The following is a 26,043-nucleotide window of genomic DNA, read 5'->3' as shown; positions in this document are numbered from 1 at the left end:
TGCATTCGCGAGCAAGCCCGCTCCCACCTTTAGATCTGTGTTAGCCGAAGCGGTAGATGTCCATCCCGAGCGCACCCATGGTGAACCCCTGGTGCGCCACGCTGAATGCGCCACCCGCGCCCCGCGCAAAATACAGCGGCAACAGGTGCTCTTCACTCGGATGGCTGCGCACGGCTTGCGGCGCCTGGCGGCGATAGTCGTGCAAGGCCGCCTCGTCGTTGGCAGCGAGTTTGTCCACTACCCAGTCGCGGAAATCGCGCGCCCAAGGCTCAATGCTCTCAGGCCCGGCCTGCCAGTTCAGCTCGCCCAGGTTATGGGTGATGCTGCCAGAGCCGATCAATAGCACACCTTGTTCGCGCAGGCCGGCCAGCGCATGCCCGACTCGGGTCTGCAGGGCAGGGCCCATGCGGCTGGGCAACGACACCTGCACCGCCGGGATATCGGCTGCCGGGTACATCAGTGACAGGGGCACCCAGGTGCCATGGTCGAACGGGCGCTGATCATCGATGCACGCCTCCAGGCCATCAGCCTTGAGCAGTTCGATTATCAGGGCTGCCAATTGCGGGTCACCGGGTGCGGGGTACTGCACGGCGAACAATTCCCGTGGGAAGCCGCCGAAATCGTGCCAAGTCTCGGGCGCGGCGCTGCCAGTAACGAGCAGGCCCTGGCTTTCCCAGTGCGCCGAGACCACCACAATGGCTGTTGGCCGTGGCAGTTCGGCCGCCAGGCGCTTGAGTGCCGGGCCGCTGGCACCGGGTTGCAGGGCGAGCATGGGCGAACCGTGGGAGATAAACAGGCTGGGGAACATAAAAGGGGTCCTGAGCGTTAATATGGGACCATCTTCAATCAGATCATTGATCTAAATCTAATATAAGTTTTAGCGCCTTTTGATCGAATTTTCAGGGTGATTCCATGGAGCCTAAGTTTTGGCAAGAGCGTTGGGCACGCAACCAGATTGGTTTTCATCTGCCCGAGGTCAACCCCTACCTGCAGCGCCACTGGCCAAAACTGGCCTTGGCTGAAGGGGCAAAGGTGTTGGTGCCGTTGTGCGGCAAAAGCCTGGATCTGATGTGGCTGGCAAGCTTGGGGTATCGCGTGTTGGGTGTGGAGCTGTCCGAGCAGGCGGTGGAGGCGTTTTTCAGTGAGCAAGGGCTGTTGCCCAGGATCAGTCAGCGTGGCGTGTTCAAGGTGTACCGGGCAGACTTGATCGAGGTGTGGTGCGGCGATTTCTTTGCCTTGGACGCCGAAGCGCTGGCCGATTGCTCCGCGCTTTACGATCGCGCAGCACTGATCGCGTTGCCGCCGTTGATGCGGGCGCAGTACGCCGAGCATCTGAACGCCTTGTTGCGTCCGGGCTGTCAGGGTTTGCTGATCACCCTCGACTACGATCAGACACAAAAGGCCGGGCCGCCGTTTGCCGTCGCTGATGAAGAGGTGAAGCTGTTGCTGGGGGGGCATTGGTCTGTGCAGGTGCTGGAAGAGCAGGACATCCTGGGCGAGAGTTGGAAGTTTGTGCAGGACGGGGTCACGCGGCTGGAAGAGCGGATTTATCGGGTTACAAAGGGTTGATTGTTGCGCTGGCTGGTTTCTTTCGGGTGATTGAGTGCATATCCGTTGGTGCGGTCACGGCCGCTGGCGGTTGCGCTCTTACGGCGGGTCACTTTTGGCAAACGCCCGGAATGCCGGCCCAGCCAAAAGTAACCAAAAGGTCTTCGCCCCACCACTTGGTGCCTCGCTCCGTTTGAATCATTGGGCCGCCGGGATGGGCCGTCCCTGGCCCAACACGGCTAACCCGGCGTCCTGGCGGGTTAGCCGCGGTTTCAAGCCTGCGTTCGGCCAGCGTGGTTGACGGGGCCTGTCAGCTCAAAGTCAAAAGCAGAGCACGGCGGCGTGGTAGCCGACCTGAGTGGTGGAAGCAAAAGCAGATCAACAGCACAGCAACGCACTTCTACCTGATGCACTGAGAACCCAATGTGGGAACGGGCTTGCTCGCGAAGGCGGTGGGTCAGCTACACATGAGTTGACTGACCCACCGCCTTCGCGAGCAAGCCCGCTCCCACAGTGGGTAAGTTCAGCTTCTTTGGTGCTTTTGCGAAGTGACCCGCTGTAAGAGCGGCGCCCATCTTCTCTGTACCCAGCACGCACCCACAAAAAAAGGGGCGATCAGATCGCCCCTTTATGTATTACCGCGCAGCTATCAGCCCCGGCGACGCAGTGCGTCGATCCGCTCTTCCAGCGGCGGGTGGCTCATGAACATGCGTGCAAAACCTTGCTTGATGCCACCGTTGATACCAAACGCCGTCAGGCTGTCCGGCATGTGCACTGGCAGGCCTTGTTCGGAGCGCAAGTGTTGCAGTGCTGCAATCATCGCCCCGGTACCGGCCAGGCGGGCACCGGCTTCGTCCGCGCGGAACTCGCGTTTGCGCGAGAACCACATGGTGATCGCGCTGGCCAGGAAGCCCAGCACCACCTCGGCAAAGATGGTCGCCACGAAGTAGGCAATGCCGCGGCCTTCTTCGTTCTTGAAGATCACCTTGTCGACGAAGTTGCCGATGATTCGCGCGAAGAACATCACGAAGGTGTTCACCACGCCTTGTACCAGCGCCAGGGTGACCATGTCGCCGTTGGCCACGTGGCCGATCTCGTGAGCCAGTACCGCCTTCACTTCGTCGTAGGAGAAGCGTTCGAGCATGCCCTGGCTCACCGCAACAAGGGCGTCGTTCTTGTTCCAGCCGGTGGCAAAGGCGTTGGCCTCATACGCCGGGAAGATCCCGACTTCAGGCATCTTGATGCCAGCCTCGCGGGACAACTGCTCAACGGTCTGCAGCAACCATTGCTCATGGCGGGTGCGTGGCTGGGTGATGACCTGGGTGCTGGTGCTCATCTTCGCCATCCATTTGGAGATGAACAGCGAGAAGATCGAGCCGGCAAAACCAAAGACTGCACAGAAGACCAGCAGCTGATTGAGGTTCAGATCAACCCCGTTGGCCGCCATGAACCCGTTGAAGCCGAATAGGCTCAGGGTGATGCTGGCAATCAGCACGACCGCCAGGTTAGTGGCCAAGAACAGCAGGATGCGCATCATGGTTGTAGAATTCTCCTCATGCTTAATATGTCGCGTACTGCGGGGTATATAAGGTGCGGCCTGGGGCGATTCAACCGAGCGACTATTTCAAACTGTGTCCTACAGCCTGAATGTAGAGCCTTGAAAGGATTTTCCGAGCCGAAAAGCTCACCGCGATCACCCCATTCAAGCCTTCGCACCCCGTAATTATAGGAGGCTGACCGGTCCGTGGCGTGCAGCGGCTGGGAGGAGGGCGCGCAGCGTAGAGAAGTGTTGCCAGATACTCGCCGTACGACCGAATGTCGGTCGTACGGCGGCATGTGCGTTATTGGCGATAAGACTTGAGGAAGTTGCCGATGCGACCAATGGCCATGTCCAGGTCATCCACTCGCGGCAATGTCACCACGCGGAAGTGATCCGGCCACGGCCAGTTGAACGCCGTTCCCTGTACCACCAGCAGCTTTTCCGACAGCAGCAGGTCGAGCACGAATTTCTCGTCATTGAGGATCGGGCAGACTTTCGGGTCGATCCGCGGGAACGCATACAGCGCGCCCATGGGTTTCACGCAGCTGACGCCGGGGATCGCGTTGAGCAGCTCCCAGGTGCGGTTGCGCTGCTCCAGCAGGCGGCCCTGGGGCAGCACCAGGTCGTTGATACTCTGGTAGCCGCCGAGGGCGGTCTGGATTGCATGCTGGCTCGGCACGTTGGCACACAGGCGCATATTGGCCAGCATGTCGATGCCTTCGATGTAGCTCTGGGCGTTGTGCTTGGGCCCGGAGATGGCGATCCAGCCGGAGCGGAAACCCGCCACGCGGTAGGATTTGGACAGGCCATTGAAGGTCAGGCACAGCAGGTCCGGCGCCAGGGAGCCGGTGCAGATGTGCACGGCGTCGTCGTAGAGGATCTTGTCGTAGATCTCGTCGGAGAACACCACCAGGTTGTGCTGGCGTGCCAGCTCGAGCATGCCCAGCAACACTTCCTTGGAGTACACGGCGCCGGTCGGGTTGTTCGGGTTGATGATCACCAGGGCCTTGGTGTTCGGCGTGATCTTGGCCTTGATGTCGGCCAGGTCCGGGAACCAGTCGGCGCCTTCATCGCACAGGTAGTGCACCGGGTGGCCGCCAGCCAGGGTCACGGCAGCGGTCCACAGCGGGTAGTCGGGCGCCGGCACCAGCACTTCGTCGCCGTTGTTGAGCAAGGCCTGCATGGACATCACGATCAGCTCGGACACGCCGTTGCCCAGGTAGATGTCTTCGATGCCGACACCTTCCACCTGCTTCTGCTGGTAGTACTGCATCACGGCTTTACGCGCGCTGAACAAGCCTTTCGAATCGCTGTAGCCCTGGGCGGTCGGCAGGTTGCGGATCACGTCCTGAAGGATTTCGTCCGGCGCTTCGAAACCAAACGGCGCCGGGTTGCCAATGTTCAGCTTGAGGATGCGATGGCCTTCCTCTTCCAGGCGTTTGGCGTGCTTGAGCACTGGGCCGCGAATGTCGTAGCAGACGTTGGCGAGCTTGTTCGATTTGCTGACCTGCATGGCGATGTGATCCTGAAAATGAACGATCCAGACGGCGTGGACACTACCGTACTGCGAATCCTGCGAGGCCTGCACCCATAAATACGTTTGAATGCCGGTAGCGCGGGTGCCAGACTGGCGTTTTGAAGAGGCGCAATCATACGTGCCGCCTGTTCCGTGGAAAAGATACAGATCAGGCTTTTTCAGTTGCAGAGGTGGATTGATGGATAAGTTGCAGAAAACCCTGGATGAGTGGCGGGACATGCTCGACCCCGCGCAGTATCAGGTGTGTCGTCTCAAGGGCACCGAGCGCCCTTTCAGCGGCAAATACAACGAAACCAAGACCGACGGTGTGTATCACTGCATCTGTTGCAATGAGCCGCTGTTCGATTCCAGCACCAAGTTTGATTCCGGTTGCGGCTGGCCGAGCTTCTATGCGCCGATTGCCGACAGCGCGATGATCGAGATCCGCGACGTCAGCCACGGCATGGTCCGCACCGAAGTCACCTGCGCCAAGTGCGATGCGCACCTGGGGCATGTGTTCCCGGATGGTCCGCCGCCGACGGGTTTGCGGTACTGCATCAACTCAGTGTGCCTGGATCTCGTCCCGCGCTAGGGCAGGCAGCACCCTCCACATGTGGGAGCGGGCTTGCTCGCGAATGCAGTGTGTCAGTGACCAATGAGCTGGCTGACACACCGCATTCGCGAGCAAGCCCGCTCCCACTGTTGTATCGAGCGTGGATGACGGGATTGATGTGAGCAAATAGGGCCTCATCAATGCGGTCAATTAAATTGCACACAATTGAATTGCCTACTATCTTTCCAGGTCTTCCCCCCGTTTGAGGCACTGCCATGAGCACCAACCTGCTGAGCATCCCGTGCACCACCATCAAAGGTGAGCAAAAGACCTTGGCCGACTTCGCCGGCAAGGCCATTTTGGTGGTCAACACCGCCAGCAAATGTGGTTTCACCCCGCAGTACAAAGGCCTCGAGCAACTCTGGCAGCAGTACAAGGACCAGGGCCTGGTGGTGCTGGGGTTCCCCTGCAACCAATTCGGCAAGCAGGAGCCCGGCAACGAAGGCGCGATTTCCGAGTTCTGCGAATTGAATTTCGGTGTCAGTTTCCCGCTGTTCAAGAAGATCGACGTCAACGGCAGCGAGGCCCACCCACTGTTCGTGCAGCTTAAAAAACAAGCGCCGGGCTTGCTGGGGTCCAAGGGCATCAAGTGGAATTTCACCAAGTTCCTGATCGGTCGTGACGGTCAGGTGGTCAAGCGTTTTGCCCCGACCACCAAGCCCCAGGACCTGACCCAAGAGATTGAAGCCCTGCTCAAATGATCGATGTATCCGCCGTGTCCCTGGCACTGGACGACCAACTGTGTTTCAAGCTCTACGCTGCCTCACGGGCGGTGACGCGTGCCTATAAACCGATGCTTGACCAGTTGGGCCTGACCTATCCGCAGTACGTGGTCATGCTGGTGCTGTGGGAATGGCACGAGGCAACTGCGCCGCAGCCGACCGTCAAGGCGTTGGGCGAGCGGCTGATGCTCGATTCGGGCACATTGACGCCGCTGCTCAAGCGTCTTGAGCAGCTCGACCTGGTGAGCCGCCAACGCAGCGCACGGGATGAGCGGGAAGTGCACCTGGGTCTGACTCATACCGGTGTGCAGTTACGCGACCAGACTCACCGCCTGAAAACCCGCTTACTGTGTGACAGCGGCATTGACTTGAACCAGGCCGACGCTTTGCGCGAAGGCCTGGACCAGTTGCTGGCGCAGATCAAAGGCTTGTCGTCTGCGGCACCCACAGGTCCAACAGAGCCTTGAGTTCTTCGCGGCGGAACGGTTTGGCCAGGTAGTCATCCATGCCCGCGGCCCGGCAACGCTCGCGCTCTTCCGAGAGGGCGTTGGCCGTCAAGGCGACAATGGGCAAATCGGGCCAGCGCCCGCTGCGGCGAATCTGCCGGCTGGCCTCGTAGCCATTCATTACCGGCATGTTGCAGTCCATCAGCACCATGTCAAAGCGCTGTTCTTCAAGGAACTTGAGCGCTTCGCCACCGTGCGCGGCCACCACCACTTCGCAGCCGAGCTTGCTGAGCATGCCTTTGGCCACCAGTTGATTGACCGGGTTGTCCTCCACCAGCAGGATGCGCGCCCGGTGCGTAAACGGCGCGGCTTCCATCTGGATCGGGTCGAGGATCAGTGGCGCGTCGCTGCGCAAATTGCGTTGCAGGATCTGATACAGCGCGTTGCGGCTCAAAGGGCGCGCCTGTTGCTGCAGCGGCGCCAGGGCTGCCACTTCCTCACTGGGCATAAAGTTGCCGTAGGCGGTGACCAGCAGAATGGGCGCCTTGATGGCTGGGCGCAGGCGGAACAGGCACTCCGGGCAATCGGTGATCAACAGGTCAGGGTGTTGCCCGCTCAGGTCGTCGTCTTGAGAATAAACGCGCGGCGCCAGCCCCCAGTGAGGCAACAGGGTGCTGAGCAATTCTGTCAGGCCGCTACCCGCGCTGGTGATGGCGATGACTTCGCCTGCCAGTGGCACGTAACGAGTGGCGGGCAAATGCGTGGGCAGTGGCAGGTCGGCGCAGAACTGGCTGCCAAACCCGACTTCCGAGCTGATGCTCAGCCGGCCCTTCATCGCTTCACACAGATTGTGCGTCAACGCCAGCCCCAGCCCCGTGCCACCAAACTGGCGGGTGATGCCTGCGCCGGCCTGGGTAAACGGCTGGAATATCTTCACCTGCGCATCCTGAGCGATGCCGATACCGGTATCGCACACTTCAATCTTCACCCGGCCCTCACTGGCGCTCAGGCGCACGTCGACGCGGCCAAAGCGCGTGAACTTCAAGGCGTTGGAGAGCAAGTTGCTGACGATTTGCCGCACGCGTGTCGGGTCGCCAATCACTTGGGCGGGAAACAGCGGGTCGATCAAGCAGGTCAGTTCAACGCTCGGTGCTGCGTTTTGCGACAGCAGGTTGGCGGTGTCTTCCACCAGCGAGCTGAGATCGAACGGGATACGCTCCAGCTCCAGCTGGCCGGCATCAAACTTGGACAGGTCGAGGATATCGTTGAGCAACTCCACCAGCACTTTGCCGGAGTCATGGGCAATCGACAGTTGCTGACGCTGCTCGGCATTCAACGGGCTGTCCAGCGAGAGGGCGATCATGCCCAGCAGGCCGTTGAGCGGCGTGCGAATCTCGTGGCTCATGTTGGCCAGGAACGCCGCCCGTGCCTGGGCCATGCCCAGCGCCGTCATCTTCGCAGCCTCCAACTCATCATTGGACTGGCTCAGGCGTTGGTTGCTGGCCTTGAGCTCCAGTGTGCGTGCGGAGACGATATCTTCCAGCTGGCCCAGGTACTCGGTGAGTCGGTCCTCGGCGTGGCGGCGCTGCTGGATTTCGGTCTCCATGTTTTCGAATTGCTGGTTGGCGACACTGACCAGCACGCCGATTTCGTCGTTTTCGTGCCCTGGCGGGCAATCCAGATGTGCCTGCTTGCTGGTGCTCAGCGCGCGAATAATGCGCACCAGCGGTTGGGTCAGCATCACGTAAAACAGGCCCAACAGGATGCCGGTCAGCAGCAGGCTGCGGGCAAAACCGTTAAGCAGTGTGATCTCGGCGCGGTGCAGGAAGCGGCTGCCGAAGGCGTAAGTGTCGACGTCCAGGCGCAACACGCCCAAGGAATCATTAGGCATGTGGCTCAGGAATAACCGGTCCTCAAACTGGCGGTTGGCGCCAAACAGAAAATCGCTGATGGGCCGGTAGGTGCTTTCCTTACGCGGGCGATCGACGTCGGCCAGCACCACGCCATTGTTGTCGACCAATTGCGCACGGGTGATCGCCGGTGAGTGCAGCAGGCCCAGCGTCAGTTCCTGGGCGAGTTCGGCGTCGATGTTGTAGGCGATACGGGAGGCGGGGTTATGGCTGATTTCGATCAGCGAGCGTATTTCACGGTTGATGGATGCGTCTTCGCTGGCATAATCAATGCCGATTTGGATCAGACTGAGCAAGGTTCCCAAGACGAAACCGACCAGCACAGTCAATCGAGCTTGTTTATAAGACAAGCGGTGGGCGAACTTGATATCCATCGGGTGTTGAACCACTTCACGTTTCCCTTCGCCCGGCAAGCATAGCTGAACATCCACCGGCTTTGGCTTGCTCGGCATAATCGTTGATTTTTTTACAGGTGCAGCCCTGTCGCGGTGTGCCGCAGGGTTGCCAATACGCCATCTTTTGCAAGAACTTGCCAGAGGAATAGTCGTGGATAATCGATTGAATGCCTTTCTTGAGCGTGCCGATGCGGTACTTGCACGCCTGGAACCGTTGTTGCCGGCGCCCCGCCAAGCCATCGACTGGGACCAGTGCCTCGCCGCCCGTTGGCAGCGCGAAGGCCGCAGCGGCTTTTTGCTGCCCCTGGAAGTCAGCCTGGACATGCGCCTTAGCGACCTGATCGGTGTGGACAAGCAACGCGAACAACTGGCTCGCAACACCCAGCAGTTTCTCGAAGGCCTGCCCGCCAACCACGCGCTGCTGTGGGGTTCGCGCGGCACGGGTAAATCGTCAATGGTGCGCGCCTTGCTCGCCCAGCACGCCAAGGCCGGCTTGCGCCTGATTGAAATCGAGCGCGATCACCTGGCCGACTTGCCGCGCGTGGTCGAGCAACTGCTCAAGCTGCCGCAGCGGTTCATCCTGTTCTGCGACGACTTGTCGTTCGAGGCCGGCGAGGGCGACTACCGCGTGCTCAAGAGTGTGCTGGACGGCTCGCTGGAGCAGGCGCCGGAAAACGTGCTGTTGTATGCCACGTCCAACCGTCGTCACCTGGTGCCGGAAAATCAGAGCGACAATGACAACTGGAAACGCGTGGACGGCGAGCTGCACCCCAGCGAGGCCGTTGAAGATAAAATCGCCTTGTCCGACCGGTTCGGCCTGTGGTTGTCGTTCTACCCGTTCTCTCAGGAGCATTTCCTGAACGTGGTCGAGCACTGGATTGGCGAACTGGCCAGCAAGGCCGGTTTGCAATGGCAGCGCGATGAAGCGCTGGATATTTTGGCCGTACGTTGGGCCACCGGGCGCGGTAACCGCAATGGCCGGTGCGCGTATCAATTCGCCCGTTACTGGGTGGGTCTCAAGTTGTTGGAGCGTCAACCATGATCGATTTGCAACAGGCCGGCACGGGCCTGGATGGCTATGCAATGCTGGGTGCGCAACTGGAGTCGCTGTTGGCCGATGAACGCGACTTCATCGCCAACAGCGCGCAGTTCTCTGCGTTTCTGTTCAACCAGCTGGATGACCTGAACTGGGCCGGCTTCTACCTCAACCGCAACGAAGAGCTGGTGCTTGGCCCGTTCCAGGGCCAGATTGCCTGCGTGCGCATTCCGTTCGGTCGTGGGGTGTGCGGCGCGGCGGCGGCATCGCGGCAAACCCAGCGGGTGGAGGACGTTCACGCGTTCCCTGGGCATATCGCCTGTGACAGCGCTTCCAACAGCGAACTGGTGGTGCCCCTGATCAAGGACGGCCAACTGATTGGCGTCCTTGATCTGGACAGCCCGTCGCTCTCGCGTTTTACCGCGCAGGACCAGGCGGGCATCGAACAGCTGGCAGCGATCTTCCTGCGTCTGACCGACTGCTGACCGGTGGCGGCAGGGAGAGTGCAAAACACTCGCCCTGCCTATTGCAAGGCGTCCAGTTCATTAAGGCGCATCTGCAGCATCCTCTCCAATTCAAGCATGCATTTTTCCAGGGTCTTGATGCCGGTTTCGATCCTCGGCCGATCTTCACCTTGCGCGCAGGCGTGCTCCAGCGCTTCACATTCGTTGGCCAGCGCAGCGGCCTGCACGATGCGCGCAGCTCCCTTGATCTTGTGGGCCTGGTCAATGATGGCCTGGGGCGATGCCTGTTGCGCCAACATGGCGGTCAGTTCCTGACGGTCATGACGGCTGCTGTTAAGCAATTCCTCGAGCAGGCGGCGACTCAGCTGTGGGTCGCCGCCCGTCAGCGCTTCCAGGCTGCTGAGGTCGAGCCTCACACCGCCGGGTTGCTGGCCGATCTGCGCCAGTTGCCGCTCCAGCACCGTCAGGCTGATTGGCTTGAACAGGCAGTCGTTCATGCCCGCTTGCGCGCAGCGCAGTTTTTCTTCCGGCTGAGCATTGGCGGTGAAGCCCAGCACGACGCAGGCCGGCAGCTGTTCGCGCTGTTCATACTCACGGATCGAACGGGTCAATTCGTAGCCGTTCATGATCGGCATGTTGCAGTCGGCGATGACCAGGTCGAAGCGTTCCTGACGCCATGCCTTGAAGCCGGCGGCACCGTGCTGGGCTGCGGTGAACTGATGCCCCAGGTAACCCAGTTGCTGGCACATCAGCAGGCGGTTCGCGGGATGGTCATCCACCACCAATACGTTGAGCACCGGCGCAAGCGCCGGGGGCGCGGGTTTGAGTTCTCCCACGGGCTGGACCGGCTGCAGGCGCGGCATTGTCAAGTTGACATGCACTTGGGTGCCCACCATCGGCACACTGCTCAGGCTCAGTTGCCCGCCCATCATCGCGCACAGGCTTCGGCAGATCACCAGCCCCAGGCCGGCGCCGCTTCTGGCCAGGTGCCCGGAGTTGTCGGCCTGGGCAAACGGCTCGAACAGGCGCAGTTGGTCGTCGCGACTGATACCGATGCCGGTGTCCTCGACCACCAGTTTCATTTCGACCTGCTGCGGTTGATCGGTGGGTTGCACGTCCACCTTGATGTGCACCCGCCCGCGCTCGGTGAACTTGATCGCATTGCTCACCAGGTTGGACAGCACCTGTTTGAAGCGTAACGGGTCGATCAGCACCTCGGTGTCATCCTGCTCGGGCTTGAACTCCAGCAGCAGGCTGAGGGTTTTCTGCCGTGCCAGGCCGTCGAACACGCGCACTACCGATTCGATGACTTCCCGCAGGTTCACGCGTTCCGGCGCCAGGCTCAAACGGCCGGACTCGATGCGCGCGATGTCCAGAATATCGCCGATCAATTCCAGCAGGTCTTTGGCCGAGTTGTAGGCCACTTCTATCGCCGGGCGGTCGAGATGGCCCTGGTCAGCCCGCTTGAGGGTCAACTCCAGCATGCCGATCACGGCAATGATGTGTCTTTTTCGTAGAAAAGCTACAATCCAGCATCTACGGGGCTTTGAGCGTATCTATGACCATCACAAATCCATTGCCTAGGGCGTTCTCTGACGTGTTCCAGAGCGATGAAACGATCAACGTGTACAGCTACATACGTTTTTCGTCGAAAGCCCAAAAACTGGGTTTTGGAGAGATCCGACAGCTTGAACAACTCAACCGATTTTTTGACCAGTACCCACAGGCTCGACAGGTTGAAAGGTACGAAGACCTTGGCGTATCAGCGTTCAAAGGCAAAAACCTCAAATCCGGGCAATTAGCGAAATTCGTTGAACGTATCAAATCAAAAGAGATTTTACCTAATGCCTTGCTCTTGGTTGAATCATTCGATCGAATCAGCAGGATGGGCGGATATGACGCATTAGAGCTAATTATCTCAATCATCCAAGCTGATTGTGCTATTTATACCCTTTTCGACAATCGTCTTTACTCGAAACGAAAAAAAGATAGTAGCGTAGATATTAGTCTTATCCAAAATATCCTTGAAAGAGCTAATGATGAAAGTAGGGCTAAATCAGAACGTATTACAGACGCCAAAGCCCGAAATCTTGAAAAAGGTCAAAATGGCGGGATAATAACCAAGCGTTGCCCGTTCTGGATCTCATTTGTTGATGGCAAATTCGTTTTGAATGAAAATGCTACGGCAGTTAAAAAAGCTACAGAGCTTTGCTTTGATGTTGGATTTCAACTCATTGCGCAAGAACTGAACAAAGAGAATCACCCGAAAAGATACAGTGCTAGTAGCGTAAGCAAGTTTTTGCATAGCCACGCTTTATATGGTTCATTTTTATCGTTGAAATTGGACGAAAATGAAAACCGTACTGTCTTCAACAAAGAGATAAAAAATTATTATCCACCTCTTATTAGTGAAGCGGAATTTCATCGTATCAGTGCAAAACTCAAAGAACGTCTTGATCCTCGGCTTGCCGGTCGTAAGGCAGAAGAATTTAAGAATATTTTGCGCGGCTTGGTTTTCTGTAAATGCGGATCAACGTTTCGCTATCACGCTCAAAAAAGTCAATACGTTGATTTGGTTTGTTCCGCATCGATGATTGGAAAATGTGAATTTGCTAAATTAGGCAAAGGCGTTAGGCACAGGTACGCACTTGTCGAACAACTTTTTTTAATTTTTCACGCTCAAATACCGTTTCATAAAATCATCATTAAATCTGACGATGTAAAAGCTCTCGAAAAAGAGCATAAAGAAGTTTTGGGGCAAATTATTCTCAAAGAAAAAGCTCTTGCAAATAATTTTTCGATACTTGAAAAATCCTCGGAGAGTGCTCAAAAATATATTATGAGTCGAATTGATGAGGTCAGTCTTGAACTCGACAAGCTCAAATCAGAAGAACATAAACTGAGCGTAAAAATTAATTCTCTGCACATTGCGAGCAAATCTGATTTAAAGGTAATTGAGATTTACCGATTGCTGGTAACCGAGAAAGGTCGGATCAGAATTAATAATTTTCTTCACGCTCAAAAGGTCAGGCTTATCATAACGCCTGTAAAGAAAAAATATTTTTCGCTAGAAATTTTTCACGGCGAAAATTATATAGATACGATTGATGTTGAAAAAGAAAATTACACGGCACGCATTAACGCACATTTAAAATAGCGATGGATTTTTCGCCCAGTCCTCTAAAACCAGAATTTAAAATTCTGTTTTCAGAGGACTAAACCTTATTGGAGATCGGTCTGTGAAGAAATTTCAAATCGAAGATTATCTAAACGATGATTCCGACATTCAAGCACTCTTGAACATCGTCATCGAAGATGGAACTCAAGAAACCCTAATGGAGTGCATCAGGGCTATCGCAAGACTCAAAAGCATTGATCTCAATCTTGATGACAGCTTCGAATCTATCCAAAGATCATTGAAGGCTGTCGGTTATAAATTTGTGGTCGGCAGGTCGGATATCTAATATTCGCTAACGCACGGTTAAGCCATTTTAATATGGTATTCTAATTATGTGATGTATTAAGTAACTCGCTACACTTTCCACCACACTTTTGCTACGCAAAAGATGAGGTTCCAAGTTTCACTCGTCCTAGCCGGAGGCAGAAGCAAAGTCAAAAGCACAGCAAAAGCAAATCATCACACGATCCTGATAAAAAAATATCGCAATGCTCATTGTTTTTTAATCAGGCTCTAAGAATGGCTTTGCAAAAAATATCGCTTCATCGCTCACCATTTTTTTCAAACCCAATCAAAAAAGGAAAACATACAATCAAAAAACGGTGAAAATAAATGGCTTCAAAAAAAACAATAACGATGCTTTACAGACAAATAAATTTCAAAAGTGGCGGGCATGGTCCAGCCAAACTGATGAAGAGTGTTGCGCACTCTTTGAGAATATTACCAACCAAAGAAAATAAAATTAAGTGGACCAAAAAACAGGAGTGGGACGAAACCCTTACTCATAAAAATTTGATTTATTGCCCAAGCCTTGGTCATAAGCTTGTTAAGCTGGATACGTTAACTGAAGAAGAAAAAATAAAAATTCAGAAAAGCTTAGTTGAAAAAATTAAACTGGAACAAGCTGTCAAGGATCAAAAAACTGACAACCTTGAAACGTTGAGCAAGTACAAAGCCAAAATAAATAAATGGTTCAATTCGATCATTGGTCAGGACGATCCACTAAAGTTTTACCTTTCAAAAATTCTTGCTGAAACGAAATATTTTGACGTAGAAAAAGAGATCGATGAGTTATCCCAATTTGAGTTCGCTCGTAAAAATCAGAAGACTGAAACGGTAAAAAAATATTTTGAGTTGCATAATAATGTTATAGAAAATAAATCTGAAATTTCTAGAAATCACGTCTTTATACAAGAAGCATTTTTTAAATTTCCAAAACGTAAGGATGCCGAAGGGGACGACTTAAATATCTCATCCGGCGATTTCTTATCGAACATTCAATCGTTCTACAATAATAATTTCCCGGACTATCCTATCAAGCTCATAATCTTTCACGGTGATGAGAAAGGCGACCATCCCCATATCTTTGTAGATGCAAAAAACAAGCGTACTGGAAAGTATGATCTGCTTGTGGCTCAAAAGAAATTCGTTAACGACAACATTGAAAAAATCAAAGAAGAATATCCTAATGCCAAGCCATTAGAGTTTCTACGAGATGAGAATGATTATTTTAATAAGAAACTCCAAGCTCAATATTTCCAAACCTTGTTTTATCAACATTCTAATAAAATGTTAGAAAAATACAATGTCGAAGCGAAGAAGCTTGAAAAGACAGAAGAAAACAATGCTCGTATGCGTCTGATTGAAGAAGATGCTAAAAAGCCCAAGATTGAAAGAGAGTTTAGTTTCTATAATGCTGAAACCCTACGCTTCACGGAAGAATACGAGCTTGCTAAAAATAATGCTTCTAAGGCTCTTGAAGAGGAAAAGACAATCAACGAGAGGTTAACAAAAGCAAATCAAGCTCTTGAATCTGCAAGGAAGGAATTTACCGATGCGCAGGAGGAAACCCGTGTATTGAACGAGGATCTTCCAAAGCTTCGGAGTGAAAAGCAAACCCTTACAACAAAAAATAATGACCTGCAATCTGATAACGTAATGCTTCAGGCTAAAAATGATAAGTTATTACCATTGGCAAAGGATTACGATTTAGTAGAAAAAGCTTTGAATGAGATAGTTCCAAAATACGAACAAATCCAGTCAGATTACAAAGCGATAATCCAAGGCGCGCAAAAGCAGATACTCAAAGGTATTCGCGACTTTCTATCTGTTATGTGGGGCTTAAAGGCTTGGAGTGAGGGTAAACTTTCTTTCGGGATTCTTAATAGGAACAAAATGAAGGGAACACCAGAAGATTTACAAGAGTTTGATGAGCGTACTGAAAAGATCGTCCGTATAGCTACTGATGAGGTAATAGATGCGTTTCTTGACTTGGATTTTCTAGTTCCCGAAGAGCCGATCCCACAGGCTTTTAAGTCAAAGGTCAAGGAATTGAGAGATGATCCAGCCCGAATGGAAAGAAAAATGTATGTGGCAAAGGATTTTAATCTAAAGGAAGTGCCAGAAAATTTAGTAAAAAAAAGCAACGTTACCGCGCCTAATGATTCTAAAGCTCAAAAGTACTTTGATGACTTTGATGAGGAAGAAAAGCTGAAGGAAACGATTAACAGGTTAAAAGGTAAGCCAAAAGCCTGACTGTGCCATTTCGCTGTACAAAAAAGAGCCAATAGGCTCTTTTGTTTGTTCGAAGCATCTATATTGGTTCAGTCATATATTACTCAACCCTTTGAGCCTCTCGGTTTCTTCTTTTACCACATACGATAAAGACTCTTCTGAACCCTTCCAATACTCTTCAAACTCATCTGAGTATCTATTACGCAAATCATTGACGATGCCTGCCACGTCAAATTTATTTGAAGCATCTCTGTGCGACTTGAAGTTGATAACTAAAACTTTACTATTGATTGTCTTGCCGCAAAACGAAAATGCCAGACGTTGCGCCAGCGTTTGAGAAAATCTATATACTTCTTGCATTTCAAGATATTGAATGAAGTTAATTATTGCCGATTGTCTCCAGCGTCTTTTAAGACCTGATATTTTCCCACCAATTCCGCCAAGCGCTTTTTTTCGTTCTGCATATTCCATTTGTTTCTCTATTGTTATCTAACAATCGTAACATATAGGTTCGGAAATATATGACTTAACCATTAAAACGGTGATTACTTTACAAAAGACGAGAAAAAAGAGCCGTTAAGCTCTTTCTTTTTGTTTTAAAAAGTTATAATTGAATCACCACAAAACAATTTAACATGCTACCACAGTCAAATTATATCATTTGCAATCCGCAAAACAATACCGTTAAAGAAATAATTTCAAATATTTTAGATCCGTTAAGTTATCACTTTCTTGACGGCACCGAAAAGATACCTGATAAATCCACTGTCTCAATATGCCATAAAGGTCCTAATGATGAGTTCTCTCAAGAAAGCGTTAAGTTATCACTACTAGAGAGAGTACTGCCTTGGCTTGAAGGTCAAACAAACTGGTATATGACTACAAACCAATTCACATTTGGCAGACCTTCAGAGAATGTTAATGGTCTGGTTATGCTTACCTGCGACCTCGACACCTATAAGAGCGAAAAATATGCCGATACAACTCACGAAGAGTTAATCCGTGATGTTAAATCATTGTGCCTTGAAAAAAACTTACCAATCCCAACAATAATTATGTTCTCCGGTAAAGGATATTACCTAAAGTGGATCTTCAGTCAAAAAATAAAAGTCAGCAGAAGGGATATAATCGATAAGGATCAGAGAAAAAAATACGATAAGCGAATAATAACTAAAATCGACAGTTGGAAAATAGCCCAGCGTGTAATCAATAAAATATTCCTCGATTTTGGTGCAGATATGAAAGCTACTGACATCTCCAGGATTTTGAGAATGGCGGGAACGATCAACGGTAAAACTGTTATAGATGGGAACGAGGGAAAGCGTGCAGAGGTTTTAGAGTGTCGTGAAACTGTTTCTTTTGAAGATATGCTTAATTTTCTTGAACCTCATACTCATGAAGAAGATATTAATGAGATTGTCCCTCAAATCAAAATCAAGCCTGTCAAAGAAGCTTTAGCTACTGAACCTAAAGAACAATTTGAATATGTTAAAAAAGAAAAGCCACTATCCGATAAGCCTGTTAGTAAAAATCTTATACCTAAAGACCTGAAACAATTACAGATCAACCGTGAAGTAGATTTGTGGGCGATAATTAAAATGCGTGGTGGCAAAGCCCAAGAAGGCTACAGAATGCATTATTTACTATATATGCTATGTTTCAGGGCGGGTTTAGGGTATGTAAAACCTGACAATTTCCATAGTGAGGCGAAAAAGCTCGGTGATATTATATTTGGAGATGATAGCTTTGATATGGGCGCTCTCTCGTCGCTTGAAAAGCGGGTTGAGAAATATAATGATACGCACCATCTTCATAAGAAAGGCGAACGTAGTTCAAGCCCGCTGTACATTATTTCAAATGAAAAGCTGATTAGCACCTTTTCTATTACACCTGAAGAACAAACCCATTTGAAAACCATTATTGGCGAAGAAGAGTCTAACCGTAGAGCGAAAGCTCGCAAGTATGCAGATAGACGAGCAAGAGGAATGAAAGAGCAGATCTATTCAGATAATCGTAATAAACCTTGGGAGAAACTTGGGATAGGAAAAACGTCTTGGAAAAAGTATGGAAAACCTGACAGCTTGGAGGTTTATCATGCTAATGTAGAAATTCACAAAGCGAATTTAAAGGCTAATAAAAAGCGCGACCAATTTTGTCCTGTTTAATAGATTTTGATTTTTAGCAGTTAGGTATTTTCAAAATCTAGGGCAAAAGCAAAAACAGAACAAAATTAGTTAATTTCATTTGTTAACTTACAAATCATTTTGGTCTAATCACAATTCCTTTATTTTTTAATAGCTCATCTAATCGTTCATGAGCTTGTATGTTTTTCTCTCTTTCCTTCTTCAAAACTCCATCTGGGTCATAAGAACCATTCCTATCGTAATTTGCGGGGTTTTCTTCTGGAAAATCTTCGAAATAATCTGACCATTCGCCCACAGCACATCCTCCTGATTTGTGGGTTGAGAATAATCCATGCCATTCCAAAAGAAAATGGGTTGAACCTCCGAATGGTCAGAAAACGTACAGCGTGGCATACTCTGCCAGTATTCTACGAATGACACCTCTCATTGCATTCATCGGCGTGCGGATTTCATGGCTCATGGTGGCAAGGAAGGTGCTTTTGGCCCGGTTCGCTTCATCGGCGCGTTCCTTGGCGGCGCGCAACTCGTCGAACAGCTGGCGCCGCTCACTGATGTCGATCCAGCCCCCGATGATGCCCTGGACTTCACCGACGGAGTCACGGTAAGGAAGAATCCAGTGATAGATCGTCAGTTTTTTTCCGTGCAGGTGCAGGGTGCGGTCGAGAATCAGTGGGTTGCCTTGCGCCACGACTTGCTGGTAGTCCGCGTGGTATTGCGCGGCTTCCGATTCCCGGGCCATGTCCATCTGGATCACGCTCTTGCCGATCACGTCTTCACGCTTGACGTCGAAGACCTGCAAGTAACTGTCATTACAGGTTTGCAACAGGCCGTTTCGATCACGCACATAGATCGGGTGCGGGGTTTCGTTGACCAATGCGCGCATGAACTCAAACTGATCGTTAAGGGCGCGCTCGGCCATTTTTCGATGTTTGATCTGGCGGCGCATGTGGGCGTTCCAGGTCAGTGAAATCAGCAGCAACAGCCCGGTGCCGACGATGATTTGCGCGATCAACTGGTGGTAATTGCGCCAGTAACTGTCGGGGGCGGCGGTGTAGCCTCGCCAGCGACTGTTGATCACGCCCATTTCGTCTGGAGCAATGCTCAGCAGGGCCTTGTCCAGGATTGAACTCAATTCGACGGCGCGGCGAGGTGTTGCCAGGGCGAAGGTGGCGGGGAGGGTGCCGATACTGGTGCTGATCTGCAGTTTGTCCTGGAAAACCTGGGAGGACAGGAAGTAGTTGGCGATCACCAGCGAGTTGACGGCACCTTCCACATTGCCTTGGGCCAGCATTTCGGATGCCTTGAAGGTGTCGCTGACCTCCACCAGGCGAATCTGCGGGAAGTCCTGCGTGAGGATTTTTTCCAAGGGGTTGCCCACGGTGATCGCCAGGCGCTTGCCTGCCATCTGCTCCAGGTTCGAGGGCGCGCCGGGCTCTTTGCGGGTCAGCAGGACGTAGGAGTTTTCCAGGTAAGGGCGACTGAAACTCAGCGAAGCCTCCCTTTCAACGCTGGGGACAATGGCCCCGATGATATCGGCTTTACCGGTGGTGACCTGCTCGATCATCGCGTTGACTTCGCGACTGCGCAGGATCTTGAAACGTAACCCGGTGCGCAGGCGTATCAGTTCCAGCAAGTCTGCGGTGATGCCGCGAAAATTGCCTTCGGCGTCGAAAAACGTCAGCGGGGCGAAGGTCTCATTGACGACGACTGTCAGCACCGGATGGTCTTTGAGCCAACGCTCTTCGCGCTGGGTCAACTGCAGTTTCTTGTCGGTCAGCAAGATATCGCTGCCGGCGCTCCAGCGCTTGGCGATACTGTCGCGTTCATTGATGGGGATGGCGGCCAGCACCGAATCGACGATGCTCAGCAAAGTGCGCTGATCCTGGCGCAGCGCAAAGCTGAAGCCGTAGGCTTCATGCTTGCCGAAGTTGGCCATGCGGATGTTTTTCAGGTAGCCCTTGTTGATCATGTAATGGGTGGAAATGGTGTCGCCCAAAAACACGTCGGCCTGATCGAACGCCACCGCATTCAACGCGTTTTGGTACGAGGGGTAGGCGCGGATGTTGGCCTTTGGATACAGCTTCTGCACTTCGCTCAACGGCAGGTAGTGGTAGACCAGGCTCAAGCGCAGTCCGGCCAGCCCATTGCCCAGGTTGTAGGTTTCACCCTCACGGGTCACCAGCACGGGTTGGTCCACCGCGTATGGCTGCGACAGGATGAGATTCGGGTTGGCGGCTTCAAAGCCGTTGGAGGAGCCCAACAAGTCAATTTCGCCCGTTTCAAGCGCTTGGATCGATGCTTCTCGGGTGGGGTAGCGCACCACCTTCACGGGCAATGCCAGGGCTTGGGCCAACAGCCCTGCGTAATCGGCGGTCAGGCCCTCATAGTCGCGGCCGCTGGAGGTCAGGTCGAAGGGCGGGTAGTCCGGAGCCGAAGTGCCGAGCACCAACTCGCGTTTGTTCTGTAACCACTGGCGCTGGGCCTTGTCCAGTTGAACATCCAGTTGTACCGCACTTGCACGGCTCAACAGCGTGAAGTGTTCCGGGCCGGGAGCGGGGTCCGCAGGCACCGTCGTGCTGAAACACACACCGGCGATTAATATAATCAAATAGTCCTTTATACGGCTGGGCATCCGCTTTCTCACACTAGCGCGTTTCGTTTTGCCATCTCGATAAGTTCTACCAAGGACTTGGCTTTAAGTTTTTGCATCAGCCTTTTTTTGTAAGTGCTTACTGTTTTGTTACTTAAAAACATGCCTTTGGCGATTTCCTTATTGGTACGGCCCTGTGCGAAAAGTTGTAAGACCATCAGTTCCCGATCGTTCACTGTTTTAAACAGTTCAAGTTCCAGCGTGTCTGTGCCGTCTGCAGTTCCATTGAGCGCCTGGCTGGGAAAATAGTTGTAGCCCGACAATACGGCGCGGATGGCACTCAGCAGTTCGCTCAGGTCGCCTTCCTTGCAGACATAGCCATCCGCGCCCGAGCGCATGCAGCGCGTGGCAAACAGCGTCGGGCTCTGGGCGGTCAGAATCAGGGTTTTCATCGATGTGTTCATGGCGTTGAATCGGCACAGCACTTCGAGGCCGTCAAGTTTGGGAATGCTGATATCCAGAATGATCAAGTCCGGCAGGCATTCGCGAACCATTTGTATCGCATCACAACCGTTGTCCGTTTCACCGACGACTTTATAACCCTCATGTTCCAGCAACATGCGGATCGCCAGCCTGATAACGGGGTGGTCATCAATGATAAAAACCGTGTTCATAATCACATTCCATGCAAGTGCAAATAAAGCGGGCACATTAGCTCAGAAGAAGAGGGAGGAGCATGAACCATGGTGGGAACAGGTATAAAACAGGAGAATTCCTACATGAAAAAAGGTAGTTGCCTACCAGTTGTTAAGGCTTTGTGACGCTGGATGTAAGCAAGTTTTAAATCAGTAAGGTCATTGGCAGTGCCGGCGATTCAGCGATTGGTTCAGGTATGTTTTCGTAGGTGGGCAGAGTTTAAAGTCCTACATTTATAATCGGACCAGAGATGCAATCAATTTTTCGAGTTCGTCTTTATTCAACGGTTTGGACAAATAACCAAGCAGCGGCAAACCACGCTGCAGGGCTTGGGTGGTCAGGTTGAACAGTTCCGAGGAAGGCAGCCCGCTCAGCAGAATGGCGCCGGTTATAAAATGTTGGCGACTGGCGATTTCCACCAGCTCCAGGCCGAGTAAATCAGGCAGGCATTGGTCGCACAGCATCAGGTCAAACGGCCTTTTGGACTCAGACATCGCGCGGATCGCCTGTTCGGCATTTTCTGCCAGAGTCAGGTGGTCGAAGCCGAAGGTGTTAAGCAGGCATTGGGTGGCCAGAAGCTGAAAGGGGTGATCCTCCACCAATAGGATTCGAAGAGGGTGTCTGGGCATAGGGGCACACGGGTCAGTCAAGCGTCGATGGGGTGGCGCGTAGGAATTGCTCGCCAGGTCCGCCAGAAGCGGGCGTGATTATTCCTTGAATGAGTGTACGAATTCGATCAGGCAGCTCTGTTCCCTTCGTAGGCAGATTCTGTTCGGGGAACAGGCGGCGTGATCGAAAGCGTCATTGTGGGCTCGAACGCCCGGTCATCTCCCGTGCCATCTCGGTGGCGTAGCTGTCGGTCATGCCGGCAATAAAGTCGATCATGCGCATGAACGAGGCGTGCAACGGCCACGCCGGGTCCGGTGCGCTGTTGCCGAGCAGGTCGAGGATGCGCCGGTTCTTGAACGACGGCGTGCGCCCGCCATGTTGCTCCAGCGCGGCACCGCAAAACGCATTCAAGAGGATTTCGAGGGTGGTGTAGGCACCGATTTCATGCAGGGTCTTGCGCTTGTCCTGGAAGATTTTCTTGCGGGCCATGTCCTTGGCATCCAGCACGCAACGCTTGGCGGGGCCATGCATGTGCTCCACCAGATCGCCCGGCAGTGTGCCGGCCAGCAACGCATCCTGCTGTTCCACGAAAGCCCGGGCGGCGGCATTGGTCAGGTGCTCGATGGCCTTGCCGCGCAAAATCGCCAGCTTGCGCCGGCGCGAGTCTTGCGCGCCCAGTTGTCGATAAGTCTGGGGCAGGTCGTCACCGACCAGGTCGAGCAACAACGACTCGACCTCGGCGTATTCGAGCAACTCCATTTCCAGGCCGTCTTCGAGATCGATCAAGGCGTAGCAGATATCGTCTGCCGCCTCCATCAGGTACACCAGTGGATGACGGGCCCAGCGTTGTTCTTCCAGTTGCGGCAGGCCGAGCCTGTGAGCGATCTGCTCAAGAATCGGCAGCTCGCTCTGGTAACAGCCGAACTTATGCTTCTTGTAGCCCAGCGAGTCGGCGTGGCGGGCGGTCCAGGGGTATTTCAGGTAGGTGCCGAGGGTGGCATAGGTCAGGCGAGTGCCGCCGTCGAACTGGTGGTACTCAAGCTGGGTCAGCACCCGAAAACCCTGGGCGTTGCCTTCGAAATTGAGAAAGTCATTGCGCTCGGCGCTGCTCATGTCGTCCAGCCAGCCGCGTCCGGCCGCCTGTTGGAACCAGTGGCGGATGGCATCTTCGCCGGAATGCCCGAATGGCGGGTTGCCGATGTCATGGGCCAGGCAAGCCGATTGCACGACCATGCCCAGATCGCTGGGGTCGCACCAGTCGGGCAGGGCGCTGCGCAGGGTTTCGCCCACGCGCATGCCGAGGGAACGGCCGACGCAACTGACTTCCAGGGAGTGGGTCAGGCGCGTATGAATATGATCGTTGCTGGACACCGGGTGCACTTGGGTCTTGCGGCCCAGGCGGCGGAAGGCGCCGGAGAAAATAATACGGTCATGGTCTTTGTGAAACGGGCTGCGGCCGAGTTCTTCCGGGCTGTGCAGAGGCTTTCCAAGACGTTCGCGGGTAAGCAGGGTGGGCCAATCCAAGGCGGGTACTCTCCGTGCGGTGAATGACCCTCCCAGCTTCCCGGTTCAGCTGCACCGGGGCAAGCGAAAATCTACAAGCCGGCCGCGTCTATATCGATTAACAGCAAACGCTGACCGTTATCGAAGAATTGTCCGGCGGTCAGGCAATACTGATTGGTGGTGGCGTCGCGGTAAGTCTGGGAGAGAGTCAGGCGTCGCTCCTCCCAGCCTTCGGCCAGCAGGTGATAGAAGTAGGGGCGCCACGACCAGTTATGCCCCAGGTAGCGGCTGTCGGCCTGCCAGGCGTCCTGGCGCCATTCGAAGTTGGGCGTCAGCTGGGTACCATGCCGGTCGCACTGATAAAAGCGCAGCAGCCATGGGAAATCCGGCAATTGAGGTAACTGTTCCAGTGGCGCCTGGCCCTGTGCCCAGTTCTGCAGGATCAGCGTCAGCTGGGCCAGTTGCAGGCGCAACTGCATGATGCGGCCGCGTTCAGCCAGTTTTTGCTGCACGTATACCGTGCGCAGCCGGGCAAACTGCGGCACGAAGGCATCGGTGGCAAACCAGTCGAGTTGCGCTTGGGCAAACAGGTAACCCTGTACGTACCGCGCGCCGCATTCCAAAGCGAAGCTCAGCTGCGCCTCGGTTTCCACGCCCTCGGCGATGATCCAACAGCCCGTCTTTTCGGCCATTTGCGCCAGCGCACGCACGACCTCACTGCTTGGTCCGCCCTTGGCGGCTTCCTGGAACAGGCGCATGTCCAGCTTGAGGATATCCGGCTGCAGCGCGAGCACGCGGTCAAGCTGGGAGTAGCCGGCACCGAAGTCATCAATGGCAATGCGTGCACCGGCCTCACGATAGCGCGCCACCACCTCGGCCAGACGCTGGATGTCACCGCCCAGTTCGGTGATCTCGAACACAATGCGCTGCGGATCGACGCCATGCGCATGCACCTGCTTCAGGCTGGGCAAGGCTTGGCCGGGGCGCAGACGGTTGATCCAGCGGGGCGAGATGTTCAGGCTCAGAAACCAGTCTGCAGGCGCTTCATGCAGGCGGCTCAAGGCATTGTCGCGGATCTGCCGGTCGAGGCGGCGCAAGGCCACGCCTGGCGTGCGCGGGTCGGCAAACAGCGGGCCGACTGACAGCAAGCGCCCATCAGCCTGGCGCAGACGGCCGAGTGCCTCGACGCCGGCGATGCGCCCGGTGGCAGTGTCGATGAATGGCTGGAAACAGGCGAGCGGTTGCCCGTCGATCACGGGGCCTCCTTAAGAGAGCTGGCGAAAAAAGGCCCGGCCCTCAGTAACGAGGGCCGGGCCGATTCTGTTTGCAAGAATGCAGCCAGTCGCGATTAACCCTTGCGCCCTGCCATGGCCAATTTGATCAACGGGATCAAACCGGCGCCCAGCCGCACCAAGCGCGTCACGCTGCTGATACTGCCGGCCTTGGCGCCCTTGCCGGTAAAAAAGCCCATCAGCGTCACTGCAGCCACGCCCCACAGCGGCGCATGCTTGATGCCCAGGCTGTCCTGCCAGTTATGGCGCAGGTCACGCACTTTGTTCAGCGGGACCATCAGTTGCTGAGACTCATGGCGGATTTCCTGACGGTGCATTTCCATGCGCAGGCGGATCAACGCCTTGCGCATTTCCCGGCGGGAGGTGTTTTGCGGGATTTCAGTCATGCTCATGGCAGCAGGCGCTCCCGATCATTGGCCAGCTCTTCGAGGGTGGCGTGGAAGGGCGTGGATTCATCGAATATCGCCGCTTTCAAGCGCACTCCGCAAAATGCTGCGGCCAGGCTGTAGAACACGCAGAGGCTGATAATCCCGGTGAGACGGTAAGTGTCCCAGACCAGAATCATCACCAGCGCCGATAACCCCACCAGCAACAATAGGGCAAACACCAGCGCCAGGCCTGCAAACAGCAGCAAGCTGACCGTGCGGGATTTCTGCTCCTGCAACTCGATGCCAAACAATTCGACGTGGCTGTGCAGCAAGCCCAGAACGGCCGCGCCCAGGCGTCGGGAAGTGGAGCTTGAGCTCGTGGACGAGCCGGATTCGCCGATAGACATGGTATTAGCGCCTTGTAGCCAGCAGACCGATCAGAAAGCCAACGCCGGCGGCAATGCCGACTGACTGCCAAGGGTTGGCTTGCACGTAATCTTCGGTGGCGGTGACAGCCGCCTGGCCGCGTTCACGCAGGGAATCTTCGGTCAGTTGCAGGGTTTCGCGGGCCTTGAGCAGGCTGTCGTGGATCTTTGTGCGCAGCTCGTCGGCCTGGTCGCCGGCCAATACCGCGGTGTCGTCCAGCAACCTTTCAGTGTCACTGACCAAGGTTTGAAAATCCGCCATCAGTATTTCTTGAGCAGTCTTTGCAGTTCTTCGGGCCATGGTTATCTCCGTGATTGGCTGATCTGTGCGTCTGGTGCGTTACGTTTGTTTTCGAGTCACCGGTAACGGTGAAGGTTCACTGCAATTGTCTGGTACAGCTTTTGCTTTGCCTTGGTGCGCCTGCCCCAGGGTATGCGCTGAATCCGGGCGACCCGAGGCTGATGCCTTGAAAAACCTTACCCTAAATCAACAAAACCCGCGGAAAAACCCTGTCGGCAACGGCCTGTTGTGTT

23 protein-coding genes and 2 pseudogenes are annotated in these 26,043 nt (G+C 53.9%); 10 read left to right on the top strand and 15 right to left on the bottom strand.

Annotated elements, in window-relative coordinates; genetic code table 11:
• Window positions 1–40: 40 nt before the first annotated feature.
• Window positions 41–808 (bottom strand): DODA-type extradiol aromatic ring-opening family dioxygenase, encoded by a 768-nt coding sequence (locus tag AACW30_RS19480; protein ID WP_200623084.1) that lies wholly within the window; start codon window positions 806–808, stop codon window positions 41–43.
• A 104-nt stretch (window positions 809–912) separates the two neighbouring features.
• Between AACW30_RS19480 and AACW30_RS19475 the strand changes: the two genes are divergently transcribed.
• Window positions 913–1,569, top strand: coding sequence for a thiopurine S-methyltransferase (locus AACW30_RS19475; RefSeq protein WP_200623082.1), 657 nt, complete (start codon window positions 913–915; stop codon window positions 1,567–1,569).
• Between the two features lie 628 nt (window positions 1,570–2,197).
• On the opposite strand, the gene htpX is transcribed toward AACW30_RS19475, so the two are convergent.
• Both htpX and AACW30_RS19465 read right to left on the bottom strand, forming a co-directional pair.
• Complete coding sequence (htpX, locus tag AACW30_RS19470) at window positions 2,198–3,085, bottom strand: protease HtpX (protein WP_106576811.1); 888 nt, start codon at window positions 3,083–3,085, stop codon at window positions 2,198–2,200.
• A gap of 304 nt (window positions 3,086–3,389) precedes the next feature.
• Window positions 3,390–4,601 carry a pyridoxal phosphate-dependent aminotransferase gene (locus AACW30_RS19465; protein WP_017136168.1) on the bottom strand — a complete coding sequence of 404 codons (1,212 nt, stop codon included), beginning with the start codon at window positions 4,599–4,601 and terminating at the stop codon, window positions 3,390–3,392.
• A 202-nt stretch (window positions 4,602–4,803) separates the two neighbouring features.
• Between AACW30_RS19465 and msrB the strand changes: the two genes are divergently transcribed.
• The 3 genes from msrB (at window position 4,804) to AACW30_RS19450 (ending at window position 6,406) form a co-directional block, all read left to right on the top strand.
• A complete protein-coding gene (msrB, locus tag AACW30_RS19460; protein WP_106576810.1) occupies window positions 4,804–5,196 on the top strand; it encodes a peptide-methionine (R)-S-oxide reductase MsrB in 393 nt (130 codons plus the stop codon).
• A gap of 236 nt (window positions 5,197–5,432) precedes the next feature.
• Window positions 5,433–5,918: a glutathione peroxidase gene (locus AACW30_RS19455; protein ID WP_106576809.1), complete on the top strand. Its 486-nt coding sequence runs from the start codon at window positions 5,433–5,435 to the stop codon at window positions 5,916–5,918.
• Window positions 5,915–6,406, top strand: coding sequence for a MarR family winged helix-turn-helix transcriptional regulator (locus AACW30_RS19450; RefSeq protein ID WP_119739491.1), 492 nt, complete (start codon window positions 5,915–5,917; stop codon window positions 6,404–6,406). Before AACW30_RS19455 ends, AACW30_RS19450 begins: the two co-directional genes overlap by 4 nt.
• On the opposite strand, the gene AACW30_RS19445 is transcribed toward AACW30_RS19450, so the two are convergent.
• A complete protein-coding gene (locus tag AACW30_RS19445) occupies window positions 6,360–8,669 on the bottom strand; it encodes a hybrid sensor histidine kinase/response regulator (RefSeq protein ID WP_200623075.1) in 2,310 nt (769 codons plus the stop codon). The genes AACW30_RS19450 and AACW30_RS19445 overlap by 47 nt on opposite strands.
• 172 nt (window positions 8,670–8,841) lie before the next feature.
• Between AACW30_RS19445 and AACW30_RS19440 the strand changes: the two genes are divergently transcribed.
• Together AACW30_RS19440 and AACW30_RS19435 are read left to right on the top strand one after the other, a co-directional pair.
• Complete coding sequence (locus AACW30_RS19440) at window positions 8,842–9,732, top strand: ATP-binding protein (protein WP_106576807.1); 891 nt, start codon at window positions 8,842–8,844, stop codon at window positions 9,730–9,732.
• Window positions 9,729–10,211 carry a GAF domain-containing protein gene (locus tag AACW30_RS19435; protein WP_200623074.1) on the top strand — a complete coding sequence of 161 codons (483 nt, stop codon included), beginning with the start codon at window positions 9,729–9,731 and terminating at the stop codon, window positions 10,209–10,211. The genes AACW30_RS19440 and AACW30_RS19435 overlap by 4 nt, the downstream gene beginning before the upstream one ends.
• Before the next feature lie 38 nt (window positions 10,212–10,249).
• Here the strand turns inward: AACW30_RS19435 and AACW30_RS19430 are convergent.
• Window positions 10,250–11,686 (bottom strand): annotated as a pseudogene (locus AACW30_RS19430) (ATP-binding protein); the annotation flags it as partial.
• A 62-nt stretch (window positions 11,687–11,748) separates the two neighbouring features.
• On the opposite strand from AACW30_RS19430, the gene AACW30_RS19425 reads away from it, so the two are divergent.
• The 3 genes from AACW30_RS19425 (at window position 11,749) to AACW30_RS19415 (ending at window position 15,903) form a co-directional block, all read left to right on the top strand.
• Window positions 11,749–13,347, top strand: coding sequence for a recombinase family protein (locus AACW30_RS19425; RefSeq protein ID WP_200623073.1), 1,599 nt, complete (start codon window positions 11,749–11,751; stop codon window positions 13,345–13,347).
• An 82-nt stretch (window positions 13,348–13,429) separates the two neighbouring features.
• Window positions 13,430–13,654 carry a hypothetical protein gene (locus AACW30_RS19420; RefSeq protein ID WP_169877164.1) on the top strand — a complete coding sequence of 75 codons (225 nt, stop codon included), beginning with the start codon at window positions 13,430–13,432 and terminating at the stop codon, window positions 13,652–13,654.
• Window positions 13,655–13,980: 326 nt separating this feature from the next.
• Window positions 13,981–15,903, top strand: a complete 1,923-nt coding sequence (locus AACW30_RS19415; protein ID WP_200623072.1) for a hypothetical protein — start codon at window positions 13,981–13,983, stop codon at window positions 15,901–15,903.
• Between the two features lie 72 nt (window positions 15,904–15,975).
• Here the strand turns inward: AACW30_RS19415 and AACW30_RS19410 are convergent, their stop codons facing one another.
• Window positions 15,976–16,353: a hypothetical protein gene (locus AACW30_RS19410; protein WP_169877162.1), complete on the bottom strand. Its 378-nt coding sequence runs from the start codon at window positions 16,351–16,353 to the stop codon at window positions 15,976–15,978.
• Between the two features lie 164 nt (window positions 16,354–16,517).
• On the opposite strand from AACW30_RS19410, the gene AACW30_RS19405 reads away from it, so the two are divergent.
• On the top strand, window positions 16,518–18,047 hold the full coding sequence (locus tag AACW30_RS19405) for a hypothetical protein (RefSeq protein ID WP_200623071.1): 1,530 nt from the start codon (window positions 16,518–16,520) through the stop codon (window positions 18,045–18,047).
• A 94-nt stretch (window positions 18,048–18,141) separates the two neighbouring features.
• Here AACW30_RS19405 and AACW30_RS19400 read toward each other — a convergent pair whose 3' ends face one another.
• From AACW30_RS19400 to AACW30_RS19360, 9 genes and pseudogenes are all read right to left on the bottom strand, one after another.
• Window positions 18,142–18,321, bottom strand: a complete 180-nt coding sequence (locus AACW30_RS19400; RefSeq protein WP_169877159.1) for a hypothetical protein — start codon at window positions 18,319–18,321, stop codon at window positions 18,142–18,144.
• A 105-nt stretch (window positions 18,322–18,426) separates the two neighbouring features.
• Window positions 18,427–20,658 (bottom strand): annotated as a pseudogene (locus tag AACW30_RS19395) (transporter substrate-binding domain-containing protein); the annotation flags it as partial.
• 8 nt (window positions 20,659–20,666) lie between these two features.
• On the bottom strand, window positions 20,667–21,290 hold the full coding sequence (locus AACW30_RS19390; protein WP_200623070.1) for a response regulator transcription factor: 624 nt from the start codon (window positions 21,288–21,290) through the stop codon (window positions 20,667–20,669).
• A 255-nt stretch (window positions 21,291–21,545) separates the two neighbouring features.
• Window positions 21,546–21,941 carry a response regulator gene (locus tag AACW30_RS19385; RefSeq protein ID WP_200623068.1) on the bottom strand — a complete coding sequence of 132 codons (396 nt, stop codon included), beginning with the start codon at window positions 21,939–21,941 and terminating at the stop codon, window positions 21,546–21,548.
• Between the two features lie 172 nt (window positions 21,942–22,113).
• The gene (locus AACW30_RS19380; RefSeq protein WP_106576802.1) at window positions 22,114–23,445 is read right to left on the bottom strand and encodes a deoxyguanosinetriphosphate triphosphohydrolase; all 1,332 of its coding nucleotides are present in this window, start codon (window positions 23,443–23,445) and stop codon (window positions 22,114–22,116) included.
• A 71-nt stretch (window positions 23,446–23,516) separates the two neighbouring features.
• Window positions 23,517–24,680 (bottom strand): EAL domain-containing protein, encoded by a 1,164-nt coding sequence (locus AACW30_RS19375; RefSeq protein WP_200623066.1) that lies wholly within the window; start codon window positions 24,678–24,680, stop codon window positions 23,517–23,519.
• A 92-nt stretch (window positions 24,681–24,772) separates the two neighbouring features.
• A complete protein-coding gene (locus AACW30_RS19370) occupies window positions 24,773–25,108 on the bottom strand; it encodes a hypothetical protein (RefSeq protein ID WP_106576800.1) in 336 nt (111 codons plus the stop codon).
• Window positions 25,105–25,491 (bottom strand): phage holin family protein, encoded by a 387-nt coding sequence (locus AACW30_RS19365; RefSeq protein WP_064451560.1) that lies wholly within the window; start codon window positions 25,489–25,491, stop codon window positions 25,105–25,107. Before AACW30_RS19365 ends, AACW30_RS19370 begins: the two co-directional genes overlap by 4 nt.
• A 4-nt stretch (window positions 25,492–25,495) precedes the next feature.
• Window positions 25,496–25,810 carry a DUF883 family protein gene (locus AACW30_RS19360; protein WP_106576799.1) on the bottom strand — a complete coding sequence of 105 codons (315 nt, stop codon included), beginning with the start codon at window positions 25,808–25,810 and terminating at the stop codon, window positions 25,496–25,498.
• Window positions 25,811–26,043 lie beyond the last annotated feature (233 nt).

Origin of the sequence: Pseudomonas sp. MF6747, assembly GCF_963890955.1 — a bacterium.
Taxonomy (GTDB): Bacteria; Pseudomonadota; Gammaproteobacteria; order Pseudomonadales; family Pseudomonadaceae; genus Aquipseudomonas.
Note: the sequence above shows the minus strand (reverse complement) of the source record. Positions and strands in the feature narration are given on the sequence as shown.

Bases quoted from the DNA above. Each gene is read 5' to 3' on its own strand.
- AACW30_RS19480 (WP_200623084.1), bottom strand. From the start codon at position 808: ATGTTCCCCAGCCTGTTTATCTCCCACGGTTCGCCCATGCTCGCCCTG.
- AACW30_RS19475 (WP_200623082.1), top strand. From the start codon at position 913: ATGGAGCCTAAGTTTTGGCAAGAGCGTTGGGCACGCAACCAGATTGGT.
- htpX (WP_106576811.1), bottom strand. From the start codon at position 3,085: ATGATGCGCATCCTGCTGTTCTTGGCCACTAACCTGGCGGTCGTGCTG.
- AACW30_RS19465 (WP_017136168.1), bottom strand. From the start codon at position 4,601: ATGCAGGTCAGCAAATCGAACAAGCTCGCCAACGTCTGCTACGACATT.
- msrB (WP_106576810.1), top strand. From the start codon at position 4,804: ATGGATAAGTTGCAGAAAACCCTGGATGAGTGGCGGGACATGCTCGAC.
- AACW30_RS19455 (WP_106576809.1), top strand. From the start codon at position 5,433: ATGAGCACCAACCTGCTGAGCATCCCGTGCACCACCATCAAAGGTGAG.
- AACW30_RS19450 (WP_119739491.1), top strand. From the start codon at position 5,915: ATGATCGATGTATCCGCCGTGTCCCTGGCACTGGACGACCAACTGTGT.
- AACW30_RS19445 (WP_200623075.1), bottom strand. From the start codon at position 8,669: ATGGATATCAAGTTCGCCCACCGCTTGTCTTATAAACAAGCTCGATTG.
- AACW30_RS19435 (WP_200623074.1), top strand. From the start codon at position 9,729: ATGATCGATTTGCAACAGGCCGGCACGGGCCTGGATGGCTATGCAATG.
- AACW30_RS19425 (WP_200623073.1), top strand. From the start codon at position 11,749: ATGACCATCACAAATCCATTGCCTAGGGCGTTCTCTGACGTGTTCCAG.
- AACW30_RS19415 (WP_200623072.1), top strand. From the start codon at position 13,981: ATGGCTTCAAAAAAAACAATAACGATGCTTTACAGACAAATAAATTTC.
- AACW30_RS19410 (WP_169877162.1), bottom strand. From the start codon at position 16,353: ATGGAATATGCAGAACGAAAAAAAGCGCTTGGCGGAATTGGTGGGAAA.
- AACW30_RS19405 (WP_200623071.1), top strand. From the start codon at position 16,518: ATGCTACCACAGTCAAATTATATCATTTGCAATCCGCAAAACAATACC.
- AACW30_RS19390 (WP_200623070.1), bottom strand. From the start codon at position 21,290: ATGAACACGGTTTTTATCATTGATGACCACCCCGTTATCAGGCTGGCG.
- AACW30_RS19385 (WP_200623068.1), bottom strand. From the start codon at position 21,941: ATGCCCAGACACCCTCTTCGAATCCTATTGGTGGAGGATCACCCCTTT.
- AACW30_RS19370 (WP_106576800.1), bottom strand. From the start codon at position 25,108: ATGAGCATGACTGAAATCCCGCAAAACACCTCCCGCCGGGAAATGCGC.
- AACW30_RS19365 (WP_064451560.1), bottom strand. From the start codon at position 25,491: ATGTCTATCGGCGAATCCGGCTCGTCCACGAGCTCAAGCTCCACTTCC.
- AACW30_RS19360 (WP_106576799.1), bottom strand. From the start codon at position 25,810: ATGGCCCGAAGAACTGCAAAGACTGCTCAAGAAATACTGATGGCGGAT.